Source organism: Bradyrhizobium sp. ORS 86 (assembly GCF_045571475.1).
Taxonomy (GTDB): Bacteria; Pseudomonadota; Alphaproteobacteria; order Rhizobiales; family Xanthobacteraceae; genus Bradyrhizobium.
Map to the genome: position 1 here is coordinate 6,305,210 of NZ_CP120699.1, position 13,264 is coordinate 6,318,473.

Sequence of the window (13,264 nt, forward strand, 5' to 3'; positions counted from 1 at the left end):
CATGAAGAAGACTTTGCTGGCGCTTTGCGCCGCCGCCACCCTTGCGGTTTCGGCCGTGGCGGTCCCCGCCCCTGCCCAGGCACAACGCGGTGTCGCCGCCGGCGTCGCTGCGGGCTTGATTGGCGGCGCCATCGTGGGCGGCGCGATCGCATCGCAGAACGGCTACTATTACGGTCCCGGCTATTACGCGCCACCGGCCTATGTCGCAGGACCGGGATACTACGGCCCTGACTGCTATTGGCAGCGCCAGCGCTTCTGGGATGGCTACGGCTGGCGTGTTCGCAACGTCAGGGTCTGCGATTAATCCCTGTTCATCTCGATTAAATCGAACCAGACGTCCCGGACAGCCGACTGTTTTCCGGGACGTCCGCTTTATGGGGCCCGAAAAAACCGCTTTCTGGGCCGATAGAGCACCGGACGTTTACTTTCGATTGACTGTTCTGCGCTGTTTAGCAAGACAGCAGTTCGAACCAGCGTGTGAGTCACCTCAAACCCGGCGTCGGACCACGGCGCCACCCCTTCCAGGAGAGCCAAAGACATGAAGAAGACTTTAGCTGCCCTTGTCGCCGTCACCACGATTGCCGGTTCGCTGGCCGTTGCTCCGGCCGCCAAGGCCGGTGACGGCGGCGCGATCGCGGCCGGCGTTGCCGGCGGCCTGATCGGCGGCGCCCTGCTCGGCGGCGCTATTGCGGGAGCCCGTCCCGCCCCGGTCTATGTCGCGCCGGCGCCGGTTTATGTCGAAGAAGCCCCGTGCCGCTGGGTTCGCGAGCGGTTCTGGGACGGCTACGGCTGGCGCTTCCGTCGCGTCCAGGTTTGCGACTGATCCACAGCGCGGCATCCACTCGCTTTCGAAACCCGGCCTCCTCTGGCCGGGTTTTTCTTTGGTCACGGATGCGGTTCGGGAATTCCGTGCCGGAGGCTCAACACCCGCAGGATAGCGTCCTTGCCTTCGACGAACCGGTGGCCATTCGCGCGGCCGGTTTCCAACCCGGCCTCGGCATCGTCGCCAAGCACGAGCACCGGAAGCGACTGGTTCTCGCCGCCGATCAGTTCGGCAACCTCGCGCCGCGGTCGAGGCCACGCGATCCGCTCGACGTCGATCGCGGCGGCCAGTTGCGGAAACGATCCAAGCACCCCTTCCAGCAGCGCGCAGTGCCAGCAATAGAAGCGTTGGCCCGGGAAGGCCGGATCCTCGAAACCGGGCTTGAGAAGAAACAGCCTGTCGCGCACCGTGTTTCCCTTCGGATCGACTGCTAGTGTTGCCCCCGCATCGCGCGCAGCACCGTGTCGCTCGGCCAGCAATCGACCTTTAGTCCGGCCTGCTTCTGATAGGCGCCGAGCGCGGCGCGGGTCAGCATTCCGGCCTTGCCGTCCAGCTTGTCCTTGTAGAGGCCGATCCGCGTCAATTCGCGCTGCATCGCCTCGACATCGGCGGAGCGCAGTTGCGTCGACGCCGACCACGGCGTCGCAAACGGCAGCGGGCTGGTCATGCGGTCGGCCAGATGGCCGACGAACAGCACGTAGAGGTCGGAGAAATTGTACTCCTTGATCACGAAGTAGTTCTTCGTGGTCAGGAAGGCGGGGCCGTAGATGCCCTCCGGCTGCAGCAGCGAGGCGGGCTGCGCCTGTTCGGCGGCGCTGAGCTTCAGGCCGCGGACCGGCACGAAACCGGCGCGGAGCCACTGGCCGATCGGCTTGGTCACCTCGGGCACGCCCGTCGTGCAATCGACATCGGCCGGCGCCTTGACCTCGTAAGCCCAGCGCACGCCAGGCTGCCAGCCCTTGTTGACGAGCTGCTGCGCGGCGGAGGCGAGCGCGTCCGGCACTGAATGCCAGATGTCGACGCGGCCATCGCCGTCGAGATCGACGCCGTGCTTGTAATATTCGGACGGCAGGAACTGGGTGTAGCCGGTCGCGCCGGCCCAGGAGGAGGTCAGTTCCTTGCGCTTCACCACCCCCTCGCCGAGGATCTTCAGCGCGAGGATGAATTCGCCGCGGTACTGATCCTTGCGGCGGCCGACATAGGCCTGCGTCGCGACTACGCGCAGCGTGTCGTAAGGCAGCGAATAGCGGCCATAGTCGGTCTCGCGGCCCCAGATCGCCAGCACGACCGGAGCCGGCACGCCGAAGCGCTTCTCGATCGCATCGAGCGCCGGGCGATACTTCTGCAGCAGCTTCTGCCCTTCCGTCGCAAGCCGCGCGATCGAGGCTTCCCTGACGTAATCGGCCGGCACCTGCACGAACTCAGCCTGCGCCGGCGCACCAGTCTTGGGACGCCCGGGCAAAATGAGGTCGGGCAGCTTGTAGTCGGGCTCGAGCCCGCGGGTCTCGCGCTCGAAGGTCGCGCGCGACACGCCGGCGGCCTCTGCTTCCGGCCACAGCGAGGCAATGAACTGGGTGAAGGCAGCGTCGGCGGCGCGCGCGGGCGAGACGATCAACCAGGAGAAAAGCAGAAGCCCGAAGGCAAGCGCGCGGAGAAAGGTCAAATCCAACAGCCTGTTCACGCAGCGGTCCAATGGGCACGCCGTCCGGCAACACCCGTTCGTGCCGTGAGCCTTATCACGGCACCGGATGGCTGTGAACCGCGGGCCGGCCCGAGGACTGCGCTCAATGCGCGGCCTGCTGCTTGGCTCCCTCGATCGAGTCGTTCGACAGCTTGTCGACAATGGCGATGCCAATGGCCGACAGGATGAAGACGCAGTGGATGATGGTCTGCCACATCACGCCGGTCTCGGTGTAGTTGCCCTTGCCCGAGGTCAGCGCGCCCGCCTCGATGAAGGTGCGCAGCAGATGGATCGAGGAGATGCCGATGATCGCCATCGCCAGCTTGATCTTCAGCACGCTGGCATTGACGTGGCTGAGCCATTCCGGCTCGTCGGGATGACCCTGCAGATTGAGGCGCGACACGAAGGTCTCATAGCCGCCGACGATCACCATCACCAGCAGGTTCGAGATCATCACGACGTCGATCAGGCCGAGGACGGCCAGCATGATCTGCTGCTCGCTGAAATCGAAGGCATGGGCGAACAGGTGCCACAGCTCCTTCAGGAACAGCACGACGTAGACGCCCTGGGCAATGATGAGGCCGACATAGAGCGGCAATTGCAGCCAGCGCGATCCGAAGATCAGCATGGGAACAGGACGCAGCGACCGGCCCTTCAGGGGCGCGCGCACGTCGGAAATGGCGGACATGTTGGATAGCTCGCGGAATTTGGATTGCGGTGCGCTCTATCTACGCAATCGCGGGCGGTTGAAAAGCGACAACTGGCCGCAGATTGCGCCGCGATCCGGTCACGATCTTACCGCTGCCCTTTCCGCCGGCCACAGGTCGGCAGCACGGCATCGTCTTCGGTTGTCGAGCTCAGCTCTGTGAACGAACGGCAACGACCATGTCCAATTCGATGGGAGCGCCTCGCGGCAGCTCGGCAACGCCGATCGAGGTGCGTGCGTGGCGCCCGCGCTCGCCGAGACGTTCGATGAGCCGATCCGACGCGCCATTCACGACTTGTGATTGCTGGGTGAATCCTGGCGCCGAGGCGACATACCCCACGACCTTCAAGACTTGGACGATCTTGTCCTCGCCGCCCACGGCATAGCTGACTGCGGATATGCAGAGATCAGCGCACAACGCGGCAGCTTCCTGGGCGGCCTTAATATCGACGGCGGCTCCGACCTTGCCCGAGTAAAGGAGATCTTCGCCGCGGCGAGGCAACTGACCACTCACATAGGCAAGTCCGCCATGGATCACGACGGGGACGTAGTTTCCTCCGGGCTTGTTCACGCCTGCAAGGCCATCCGTAGACATTCTGTGTCACCCTTCTGCCTCGCGCGAGGCATTCCTCGACAGGTTCGACGACCGTCGCGGCCGCCCGTTCACCGCGTCAGCTTCTTGTACTTCACGCGATGCGGAATGATGCTGTCCTGGCCGAGCCGGCGCATCTTATCCTTCTCATAGTCCTGGAAGTTGCCCTCGAACCATTCGACATGGCTGTCGCCCTCGAAGGCCAGGATGTGGGTCGCGATGCGGTCGAGGAACCAGCGATCGTGGCTGATGATGACGGCGCAGCCGGCGAAGTCCTCCAGCGCTTCTTCCAGCGCGCGCAGCGTATCGACGTCGAGATCGTTGGTCGGTTCGTCGAGCAGCAGCACGTTGGCGCCCGACTTCAGCATCTTGGCGAGATGCACGCGGTTGCGCTCGCCGCCGGAGAGCGCGCCGACCTTCTTCTGCTGGTCCGCGCCCTTGAAGTTGAAGGCCGAGCAATAGCCGCGTGAATTGACTTCCTTCTTGCCGAGCAGGATCAGCTCATTGCCGCCGGAGATCTCCTCCCACACGGTCTTGCTGCCGTCGAGCGCGTCGCGCGACTGGTCGACGTAGCCGAGATGCACGGTCTCGCCGACCGTGATGGTGCCCTTGTCCGGCGTCTCCTGTTCGGTGATCATCTTGAACAGCGTGGTCTTGCCGGCGCCGTTCGCGCCGATTACGCCGACGATGCCGCCGGGCGGCAGCTTGAAGGTGAGATCGTCGATCAGCAGGCGATCGCCGAACCCCTTGCTGAGGCCCTCGAAGTCGACCACGTTGGCACCGAGCCGCTCGGCAACCGGAATGATGATCTGCGCGGTCTGGGTCTGCTTCTCGCTCGCCTTCTTGAGCAGCTCCTCGTAGCGCTGGTAGCGAGCCTTCGACTTGGCCTGACGCGCCTTCGGCGAGGAGGCGACCCATTCCTGCTCGCGGGCCAGCGTCTTCTGGTGCGCGGCCTCCTCGCGGCCCTCCTGCTCGAGCCGCTTCTGCTTCTGCACCAGCCAGGACGAGTAGTTGCCCTCATAGGGAATGCCGCGGCCGCGGTCGAGCTCGAGAATCCAGCCGGTGACGTTGTCGAGGAAGTAGCGGTCGTGGGTGACGATCAGGATCGCACCCGGATAGTTCCGCAGATGGCTTTCCAGCCACGACACCGACTCGGCGTCGAGATGGTTGGTCGGCTCGTCGAGCAGCAGCAGGTCCGGCTGGTCGAGCAGGAGGCGGCACAGCGCGACGCGGCGGCGCTCGCCGCCCGAGAGCTTGGTGACGTCGGCATCATCAGGCGGACAACGCAGCGCATCCATCGCTTGGTCGACCTTGCTGTCGAGATCCCACAGGCCCTGGGCCTCGATCTCGTCCTGCAGCTTGGTCATCTCGTCCGCGGTCTCGTCGGAGTAGTTGACCGCGAGCTCGTTGTAGCGGTCGAGGATCGCCTTCTGTTTGGCGACGCCCTGCATGACGTTTTCGCGAACCGAGAGATTAGGGTCGAGATGCGGCTCCTGCTCGAGATAGCCGACGCGGGCGCCATCGGCGACCCAGGCCTCGCCGGTATATTCCTTGTCCAGGCCAGCCATGATCTTGAGCAGCGTCGACTTGCCTGAGCCGTTGACGCCGAGCACGCCGATCTTGGCGTCCGGATAGAAGCTCAGATGGATGTTATCGAGCACCTTGCGGGTCGGGTAGCTCTTGGTCAGACCCTGCATGAAATAGATGAACTGGCGCGCCATCCGCTGTCCCTGGAATTGATCCGATTTGTGGAAATTTTGCTGCCGCCGATGTAACGGCCAGCCCCCGAAAGCGCAACCGCGGGCTGGCGTTTTCCGCTCCGTCACGACGAGCGGTTACCGGTTCGACACCATGTCCGGCGGACCATGACAATTGAAACTATCTTTTAATAAATCAGGCCAAAACTCGTTCTCAGGCGCTGGAAATGGCGTTTTTCGCGGCGAAACCGCGATCGAAAGAGTAGAGGCCGCGTCATGGCTACCATAACTTCGGCATCTTTCCGGCATCCGGCGACCAGAAGCGAGACCGGGCCGTTCAACGAATTCCGCGCCTTCTGGCGCGCCTTCATTGCCAAGGCCTTCAATCCCTATCGGCCGGAACTGCACTATATGCGCGGGCCCGGTCCAGCCTGGCGCGCCAAGCACGTCGCCGTGTCACCGGCGGTGCAATCGATGCTTGCCGAAATCCGGACTGCGAAGGCGCAGAAGTCCTCTCCATCAGCATAACAGCGGTCACCGCGGCCGCTTGCGCGCCCGCCGATTGCGCGCAACCATGGCGATCTCCCGACGGTTCATCCCTGCCGTCGCTCTCGCCATGAACGGACCTGCCAATGACGCGGCTTAGCTGTGCAATCCTCGACGACTATTTTGATCTCGCGCTTTCGGTGGCCGACTGGCCCCGGATCAAGGATCGCGTCGACGTCGCCGTCTTCAACAAGCCGTTTGCCGGCGAGGCCGATGCGGCGGCGAAACTGAAGGAATTCGACATCATTTGCGCGATGCGCGAGCGTACCCCGTTTCCGCGTTCGCTCATCGAGGCGCTGCCGAAGCTGAAGCTCCTGATCACCTCCGGGATGCGCAACGCGTCGATTGACATCGAGGCTGTCAAGGATCGCAAGATCACGCTGTGCGGCACGCAGTATAATCGCGATCCCACCGCGGCCCTGGCGATGGGCCTGATCCTGGAACTCACCCGCGGCATCGGCCGCGAGAATGCGCGGATGCACGCTGGCGAAGCCTGGCAGACCTTTGCGGGCACCGAGATCGAAGGCAAGACGCTGGGCATCATCGGCCTTGGCAAGCTCGGCAGCAAGGTTGCCGCCATGGCCAAGCCATTCGGCATGAACGTCATCGCCTGGAGCCCCAACCTCACGCCCGAGAAGTGCAAGGAGGTCGGCGTCGGCTACGCCAGCAAGGATGAGCTGTTCGCGACGGCAGACATCATCACCATCCATGTCGTGCTGAGCCCACGCTCGCGCGGCCTGGTCGGCGCCGCCGACCTCGCGCGGATGAAGCCCTCGGCCTATCTCATCAACACCGCGCGCGGACCGATTGTCGATGAGGACGCCTTGCTCGCGGCGCTGCGCGGGAGGAAGATCGCGGGCGCCGGCATCGATGTGTTCGCGGTCGAGCCGCTGCCATCAGACCACCCACTCCGCAAGCTCGACAATGTCGTGATCACGCCACATCTCGGCTACGCCACGCGCGAAGGCTTGCAGACGCACTATCGGCAAATGGTCGAGTGCATCGACGCCTTCACCAGGGGCAGCGAGCTGCCGCGGCGTCTGGCCTGAGAGCCAGGGGGCCTTGCCGCGGCAGAGTTGCAAGAGCCGCAGCTCCCTCTACGACTTCAATATCCAGCGAAATGCGCGTTGAAGCTCGGCAGTCCCGTCACGGTCGTACCAGCGGCCGTGGGCGAGGATGATCCGTTCGGGATTCCATTCGATCATACGGGCAACGGCGGCCTTCACCACGGCATGATTCTTCGCGAAGGTCAGCCGCATATCGCGCGGCGTGCTGCCGTCGGGATCGCGCACGCCGCCGATCCAGATCAGAAATCGCATCAGTGGTGAGTTGATCCGGTCCGCCTCGAAGTTCTCGATCAGGTCGGTCAGCACCAATGTCCGCGACGGGCGATGGAAGAACACGACCTCCGTCATGTACGTCCCTGCGACCGGCAATGTCGCGATCGTGTCATCCCAGGGATAGCCAGATGGCCGATCCAGCGTCTCGCCATCGCAAGCCAGCCGCGCGCCGGCCTGCTGCCTGATCCCCGGGGCGAGATAGACGCGGGCCTCGGGATAGGCGGTCTGCCAATCCGGTATCCACCAATAGTGCAGCCGGTTTGGTCCGACGATCCAGCAGGGCTTGCCGAGGCGTGCAATCTCGGCCTTAAGCGCGTCATCCAGCGGCGTCGGCGAATGAATGAACAGCCTGCCCTCGTCGAGACGAATGATCGTCGCACGCGTCGGAAACGGCATCTCGAGCCAGCGCGGGCCGAACCGGATCACCGGGCCGTCGACGACCCACACATCGTCGACAACCGGCTTCGGCGTATTCAGCGGCGGATAGATGAGGTGAGCTTCGTGCATCGCATTGCCTCGCGGCCGCAACGTCGAGATGCCCAGCTTGTTACAAAAAAGGCGCGCTCTTCGCGCGCCTTTTCCGATGAATTGTGCGCCGGCCTAGCGGACCGTGACCGGTGCCGGCAGCGGCTGCACCGAGGTCGGCTGCGTGCCGGGAAGCGGTGCGGCCTGTGGGGCCGCAGCGGCCACCGACGTGCTGTCGGGCGTCGGCGCAGCGGATGCCGTCGCCGTTCCCGCCGGCGGGTTGCCCGGCCAGACCACCACGCGAGTGCCGACCTTGACCCGATCGAACAGGTCCGAGACGTCTTCGTTCAGCATGCCGATGCAGCCCGACGACACGAACTTGCCGATGGTGGACGGCTGGTTGGTGCCGTGAATGCGGTACACGGTCGAGCCGAGATACATCGCACGGGCGCCGAGCGGGTTGCCGGGTCCGCCGGCCATGAAGCGCGGCAGATAGGGCTGACGCTCGATCATCTCCGGCGGCGGATGCCAATCCGGCCACTCGGCCTTACGGGTGATCTTCTGCACGCCGGTCCAAGTGAAGCCGTCGCGACCGACCCGGACGCCGTAGCGGATCGCCCGGCCGTTGCCGAGCACGTAATAGAGGTAGGTGTGCGGCGTATCGACCACGATGGTGCCTGCCGGCTCCTTGGTCTGGAACGCCACTTCCTGGCGCCGCAGGTTCGGCGCCAGTTGCGCCGGGCCGTCTTCCGGCTGCTCCTCCGGCGGCAGGGCAGCAATCTGCACCGGCTTGCCGTCGGCGCCGATCGGAGCCGACTGCGGCGGCACCGTTCCGGTGACGCCGGCCGCATTGACCGCGCCCGGCGGACGCATGCCGCTGCGATCATCCCCGTTCGGATTGGCGGGATAGACGACGTTGGCGGCGGGAACGCCGCCGTCACCATAAGGCTGCTGCTGCGATCCGCTCTGTGGGCGATCGGCATAGATCACCGGCGGCGGGCCCATCGGGCGACCGTAGCGCGGATCATCCGGCGACATCACCGGGCCTGTCGGCGCCCGGTCGGAGTAAGCCGGCTGGGCATTCATCGGGCGGCCGTAACGCGGGTCGTCCGGGGACATCACGGGACCGGGCGGCGGCAAGGCGGCCGAACTCTGCGGCGCATCGTCGTCGTCGATGGCGTCGAAGTTCGGCATGTTGCCCGGCGAGTAGGGCTGGGGCGTCGCCGAATAGGCGGGACCCTGCGGCGCCGGATAACCCTGCTGTGCATGCGCAAACGAGGTTCCTGCCACGCCAAGAGCCGCGGCAGCGCAAATCGTCAGAATGCGGTTGATCATCATTGCTCTTGTATAGACCCCAAGCCACACCGGACCGTTAACGGCCCAATGACGGAAGATAGCGGCGCATTCAAGACAAATCCGCGAAACCCGGCTCAATTCGGGCATTTTGTGATCCCGTGTGACTACGGCCACGGTCTCTCATGACATGGGAAAGACCGTCTACGTGCCCAAAGTCATCGATCGCCTGCATTTTGTAACAAACAGTCTTCAAGCGTTGCGATATCCTCGAATCAGCCTGATTCGCGCTCGCGACACGGGCTTTCTCGAGTGGTCACCGCGTTCCCCGTTCATCAAGACCTCCCGCAGAAGGGGGAACCCGCGTCCATGCTTCCCGGCCTCCGTTTCCTGTTCGCTGCGATCGTGCTGGCGACGTCGCTCCTGGTGTTCGGGTTGGGTGCCGCAGCGTTGCTTCGTGCCGCGCATGAGGAATTCGCCAGCATACCCGCACGCCAGGCTCCGCCCGAGCCGCAGTTTGCCCAGCAGCCGGAAACCTCGCCGGTGCTGGCGATGGCCCGCGTCGACCCGCCACCACCCGCGAACGAGCCATTCGCCGACACGGTGACAGCCGATAGCCCACCGCCATCGCTTCCGGCCGCGTCCGAGCCGATCATCACCGCGGAGCCGTCGCCGGCCGCTGAGCCGGAGAAGGTCGCCACCGTGAAGACGGATGATCCGCCTCCGCCGGCCGCCCCCGCGCCTGACGCGCAGACCATGGAGAGTCCCGCGCCGGTGCAGGCCGCTGAAGCCACGCCGCAGGCTCCTGTCATGGACCTCCCGCCGCCAGCCGAGGCCGTGCCACCGCGTGCGGATGCTTCGCCGCCGCCCTCGCCTGCTCCGGCGGCCGCCGAAGCCGCGCCCACTCCCATCGAGCCGAAGGTGGCCGCAGTGGCCGAGCCTCCTGCCGCAACAAGCGAGCCCGCGCCCGCGGCATCAGCACCTGCCATGGTCGCACCAGAGCCCGCGCCGCCGCCGTCGCCCGAAACGATCGCGGCCGAGAGCAGGATTGCGACACTGGGTGGACCGGAAGTCGTGATCGAACAGCCCGCTCCACAGAAGCCTGCCGGGACGAAGCAAGCGACCGTCGAGACGAAGCAGAAGCCGGACCACAGCGCGAGTAGCAAGCCGGCGCCTCGCAAGCAGCCCCGTCGGGCGAGCCGCGCGCGACCCGCCCGGCAGGCGGTGGTTCAGCCGCAGGTGCTGGATCCGTTCGGCAACCCCGTGCCGGTGACCCGGCGATAGCGCCGTCGTCAGGCCGGCCCGGTTGCGATCGACGGGCCCCCAGCCTGTCCCCATTCGGACCACGAGCCGTCATACAGCGCAGTGTCGGTGACGCCGAGCCGGTAGAGCGCGAGCGTCAGCACGGCGGCCGAGACGCCCGAGCCGCAGCTCGTCACGATCGGTGAATCGAGTTTCACGCCGGCCCCCGTAAACGCCGCGCGCAGATCGTCGAGCGGCTTCATCGCGCCGGTCGCAGCATCGAACAAGAGGTTGTAGGGGACGTTGCGGGCGCCGGGGATGTGGCCCGCGCGGATGCCCGGCCGCGGCTCCGGCGCGCGGCCCTCGAAGCGGTCGGCGGCGCGGGCGTCGATCACCTGCTCTTTGCGATTTTCGACATTGGCGATCATCTGCTCGATGTTGCGCACGCGGTTCGGATCGTAGCTCGCCTTGAAGCTCGCAGGCTTGGGCTTGACCTCGCCGCTCTCGACCGGCCGGCCCTCGGCGCGCCACTTCTTCAAACCGCCATTGAGGATGCGAACATCGCGGTGGCCGTAGGAGAGGAACATCCACCAGGCGCGTGGCGCGGCGACCCAGCCGCCTGCATCGTAGATCACGACGGTGTCCGCATTGCTGATGCCGAGCGCACCGACATCGCGGCCGAACTGCTCGGCGCTTGGAAACATGTGCGGCAGCGGGTTGGAATGATCCGACACTGCATCGACGTCGAAGAACGCAGCGCCCGGCAGATGCGCGGCGAGATAGTCGTCCTTCGGCAGCGGCAGCACACCCGGCAGCTTGAAGGTCGCGTCGAGCACCTTCACCTTGGCGTCGCCGAGATGCGCGGCCAGCCATTCGGTTGAGACAAGCGGATCGTCGGTGGCGGTCATGCCGTTAGCTCCTTCGTCATTCCGGGGCGATGCGCAGCATCGAACTATGATGCGCAATTGCGCATGTAAGAATCTCGCAAGACAACCTCTGGATTCCGGGTTCGCGCTCCGCGCGCCCCGGAATGACGAGGATAGAGTCTCTCACTCCTTCTTCTTCGGCTCCCACGCCTCGATTGGCCCGCCGGCATCGCGCCATGCGGCGAAACCGCCGCCCATATGCGCGACCGGCTTCAGGCCCATGTCCTTTGCGGTCTTGGCGGCGAGCGCCGAGCGCAGGCCGCCGGCGCAGTGGAAGATGAACTTCTTGTCCTCCTGGAAGATCGGCTTGGCGTACGGACTCTTCGGGTCGATCCAGAATTCCAGCATGCCGCGGGTGCAGGAGAAGGCGCCGGGGATCCTGCCGTCGCGCTCGATCTCGCGCGGATCGCGGATGTCGACGATGACGACGTCGTCCTTGCCGATCAGCGTGATCGCATCGGCGGCGCTGATGGTCTCGATCTCGGCATTGGCTTCGTCGATCATCGCCTTGATGCCGCGGTGAATGGTCTGGGGCATGGGGTTTCCCTTACATCTTCTTGATCGCCATTCCGGGTGGTCCGAAGGACCAGACCCGGAATCTCGAGATTCCGGATCAGCCGCCACGCGTCTGTCCGGAATAACAGCAACAACTATCGCACCAGCTCCCTCATCGCATTCTCCAGACCCTCGATCGTGATCGGATACATGCGCTCGGAGAAGATGCGGCGGATGATGGTGGTCGATTCCGAATAGTCCCAGTGCTTCTGCGCCACCGGATTGAGCCACACCGCGTGAGGGTAGGTACGGATGATGCGGTCGAGCCAGACCGAGCCGGCCTCCTCGTTGACATGCTCGACCGAGCCGCCGGGGACCATGATCTCGTAAGGCGACATCGACGCGTCGCCGACGAACACCACCTTGTAGTCGTGCGGATATTTGTGCAGCACGTCCCAGGTCGGCGTGCGGTCGGTGAAGCGCCGCTTATTCTGCTTCCACACGCCTTCATAGAGGCAGTTGTGGAAGTAGAAATACTCCATGTGCTTGAATTCGCTCTTGGCGGCCGAGAACAATTCCTCGACCTGCTCGATATGCGAATCCATCGAGCCGCCGATATCGAAGAACACCAGCACCTTGACCGCGTTGCGCCGCTCAGGGCGCATGTGCACGTCGAGATAGCCGTGGTTGGCGGTCTCCTTGATCGTGGTGTCGAGATCGAGTTCATCAGGTGCGCCAGTCCGCGCGAATTTGCGCAAGCGGCGCAGCGCGACCTTGATGTTGCGGATGCCGAGCTCGACATTGCCGTCGAGATCCTTGAACTCGCGCTTGTCCCACACCTTCACGGCGCGGTTGTTGCGGTTCTTCTCCTGACCGATGCGGACGCCTTCGGGATTGTAGCCATGGGCGCCAAACGGAGACGTGCCGGCGGTGCCGATCCACTTGCTGCCGCCCTGGTGACGGCCCTTCTGCTCCTCGAGCCGCTTTTTCAGCGTCTCCATGAGCTTGTCCCAGCCCATGGCCTCGATCTGTTTCTTCTCTTCCTCGGTGAGATATTTCTCCGCGAGCTTCTTCAGCCACTCCTCGGGGATCTCCGCCTTGTCCATGGCATCGAGCAGGCTCTCCAGCCCCTTGAACACGGAGCCGAACACGCGGTCGAACTTGTCGAGGTTGCGCTCATCCTTCACCAGCGCGGAGCGCGACAAATAGTAGAAGTTCTCGACCGACTGTTCGGCGAGATCGGCGTCGAGCGCTTCCATCAACGTCAGATATTCCCGTAGCGTCACGGGGACCTGGGCGTCGCGCAGCGATGTGAAAAACTGCAGGAACATACTTACCTAGATCGCCCGCGGGGCCGGTGCCGTCAAGGGGCCCCGGCCGTGCTCCCTCCCGAGATCAGCCACGCGTTTCTACCCGGCGACAGCGTGTTGCACAGCGCGCGCAGGCGCTCGATCATTC

The 13,264-nt window shown here is 64.7% G+C and carries 15 protein-coding genes; 5 read left to right on the forward strand and 10 right to left on the reverse strand.

All coding sequences use genetic code 11. The features are described from left to right. The first annotated feature begins 1 nt into the window (after position 1). Positions 2-304 (forward strand): hypothetical protein, encoded by a 303-nt coding sequence (locus P6U25_RS29035; RefSeq protein WP_407148182.1) that lies wholly within the window; start codon positions 2-4, stop codon positions 302-304. Positions 305-538: 234 nt separating this feature from the next. Beyond that, complete coding sequence (locus P6U25_RS29040; RefSeq protein WP_280976119.1) at positions 539-823, forward strand: hypothetical protein; 285 nt, start codon at positions 539-541, stop codon at positions 821-823. Between the two features lie 62 nt (positions 824-885). Here the strand turns inward: P6U25_RS29040 and P6U25_RS29045 are convergent, their stop codons facing one another. The 5 genes from P6U25_RS29045 to ettA form a co-directional block, all read right to left on the reverse strand. After that, positions 886-1,230, reverse strand: a complete 345-nt coding sequence (locus P6U25_RS29045) for a DUF3088 domain-containing protein (RefSeq protein WP_407148183.1) — start codon at positions 1,228-1,230, stop codon at positions 886-888. 23 nt (positions 1,231-1,253) lie between these two features. Further along, positions 1,254-2,453, reverse strand: coding sequence for a lytic murein transglycosylase (locus tag P6U25_RS29050; protein ID WP_407152642.1), 1,200 nt, complete (start codon positions 2,451-2,453; stop codon positions 1,254-1,256). Positions 2,454-2,607: 154 nt separating this feature from the next. After that, positions 2,608-3,192, reverse strand: a complete 585-nt coding sequence (locus P6U25_RS29055) for a TIGR00645 family protein (protein WP_280976116.1) — start codon at positions 3,190-3,192, stop codon at positions 2,608-2,610. Between the two features lie 169 nt (positions 3,193-3,361). Further along, the gene (locus P6U25_RS29060; RefSeq protein ID WP_407148184.1) at positions 3,362-3,805 is read right to left on the reverse strand and encodes a RidA family protein; all 444 of its coding nucleotides are present in this window, start codon (positions 3,803-3,805) and stop codon (positions 3,362-3,364) included. A 68-nt stretch (positions 3,806-3,873) separates the two neighbouring features. After that, on the reverse strand, positions 3,874-5,523 hold the full coding sequence (ettA, locus tag P6U25_RS29065) for an energy-dependent translational throttle protein EttA (protein WP_407148185.1): 1,650 nt from the start codon (positions 5,521-5,523) through the stop codon (positions 3,874-3,876). Positions 5,524-5,775: 252 nt separating this feature from the next. On the opposite strand from ettA, the gene P6U25_RS29070 reads away from it, so the two are divergent. Then, positions 5,776-6,027, forward strand: a complete 252-nt coding sequence (locus P6U25_RS29070; protein WP_407148186.1) for a hypothetical protein — start codon at positions 5,776-5,778, stop codon at positions 6,025-6,027. A 104-nt stretch (positions 6,028-6,131) separates the two neighbouring features. Beyond that, on the forward strand, positions 6,132-7,094 hold the full coding sequence (locus P6U25_RS29075) for a D-2-hydroxyacid dehydrogenase family protein (protein WP_407148187.1): 963 nt from the start codon (positions 6,132-6,134) through the stop codon (positions 7,092-7,094). A gap of 48 nt (positions 7,095-7,142) precedes the next feature. On the opposite strand, the gene P6U25_RS29080 is transcribed toward P6U25_RS29075, so the two are convergent. Then, entirely contained in the window at positions 7,143-7,892 is a 750-nt protein-coding gene (locus tag P6U25_RS29080; protein ID WP_407148188.1) for a DUF4336 domain-containing protein, read from the reverse strand. A gap of 93 nt (positions 7,893-7,985) precedes the next feature. Beyond that, positions 7,986-9,185 (reverse strand): L,D-transpeptidase family protein, encoded by a 1,200-nt coding sequence (locus tag P6U25_RS29085; RefSeq protein ID WP_407148189.1) that lies wholly within the window; start codon positions 9,183-9,185, stop codon positions 7,986-7,988. Positions 9,186-9,512: 327 nt separating this feature from the next. Between P6U25_RS29085 and P6U25_RS29090 the strand changes: the two genes are divergently transcribed. After that, entirely contained in the window at positions 9,513-10,427 is a 915-nt protein-coding gene (locus tag P6U25_RS29090; RefSeq protein ID WP_407148190.1) for a hypothetical protein, read from the forward strand. Between the two features lie 8 nt (positions 10,428-10,435). Here P6U25_RS29090 and sseA read toward each other — a convergent pair whose 3' ends face one another. The 3 genes from sseA to P6U25_RS29105 all read right to left on the reverse strand — a co-directional run bounded on the left by sseA (position 10,436) and on the right by P6U25_RS29105 (position 13,137). Continuing rightward, complete coding sequence (sseA, locus tag P6U25_RS29095; RefSeq protein ID WP_407148191.1) at positions 10,436-11,293, reverse strand: 3-mercaptopyruvate sulfurtransferase; 858 nt, start codon at positions 11,291-11,293, stop codon at positions 10,436-10,438. A 141-nt stretch (positions 11,294-11,434) separates the two neighbouring features. Beyond that, positions 11,435-11,848, reverse strand: coding sequence for a rhodanese-like domain-containing protein (locus P6U25_RS29100; RefSeq protein WP_407148192.1), 414 nt, complete (start codon positions 11,846-11,848; stop codon positions 11,435-11,437). 113 nt (positions 11,849-11,961) lie between these two features. Then, on the reverse strand, positions 11,962-13,137 hold the full coding sequence (locus P6U25_RS29105) for a vWA domain-containing protein (protein WP_407148193.1): 1,176 nt from the start codon (positions 13,135-13,137) through the stop codon (positions 11,962-11,964). Positions 13,138-13,264: the final 127 nt, after the last annotated feature.

Coding starts and splice junctions, on each gene's coding strand:
- ettA (WP_407148185.1), bottom strand. CDS start 5,523: ATGGCGCGCCAGTTCATCTATTTCATGCAGGGTCTGACCAAGAGCTAC.
- P6U25_RS29105 (WP_407148193.1), bottom strand. CDS start 13,137: ATGTTCCTGCAGTTTTTCACATCGCTGCGCGACGCCCAGGTCCCCGTG.
- sseA (WP_407148191.1), bottom strand. CDS start 11,293: ATGACCGCCACCGACGATCCGCTTGTCTCAACCGAATGGCTGGCCGCG.
- P6U25_RS29100 (WP_407148192.1), bottom strand. CDS start 11,848: ATGCCCCAGACCATTCACCGCGGCATCAAGGCGATGATCGACGAAGCC.
- P6U25_RS29035 (WP_407148182.1), top strand. CDS start 2: ATGAAGAAGACTTTGCTGGCGCTTTGCGCCGCCGCCACCCTTGCGGTT.
- P6U25_RS29085 (WP_407148189.1), bottom strand. CDS start 9,185: ATGATCAACCGCATTCTGACGATTTGCGCTGCCGCGGCTCTTGGCGTG.
- P6U25_RS29070 (WP_407148186.1), top strand. CDS start 5,776: ATGGCTACCATAACTTCGGCATCTTTCCGGCATCCGGCGACCAGAAGC.
- P6U25_RS29055 (WP_280976116.1), bottom strand. CDS start 3,192: ATGTCCGCCATTTCCGACGTGCGCGCGCCCCTGAAGGGCCGGTCGCTG.
- P6U25_RS29080 (WP_407148188.1), bottom strand. CDS start 7,892: ATGCACGAAGCTCACCTCATCTATCCGCCGCTGAATACGCCGAAGCCG.
- P6U25_RS29060 (WP_407148184.1), bottom strand. CDS start 3,805: ATGTCTACGGATGGCCTTGCAGGCGTGAACAAGCCCGGAGGAAACTAC.
- P6U25_RS29075 (WP_407148187.1), top strand. CDS start 6,132: ATGACGCGGCTTAGCTGTGCAATCCTCGACGACTATTTTGATCTCGCG.
- P6U25_RS29090 (WP_407148190.1), top strand. CDS start 9,513: ATGCTTCCCGGCCTCCGTTTCCTGTTCGCTGCGATCGTGCTGGCGACG.
- P6U25_RS29040 (WP_280976119.1), top strand. CDS start 539: ATGAAGAAGACTTTAGCTGCCCTTGTCGCCGTCACCACGATTGCCGGT.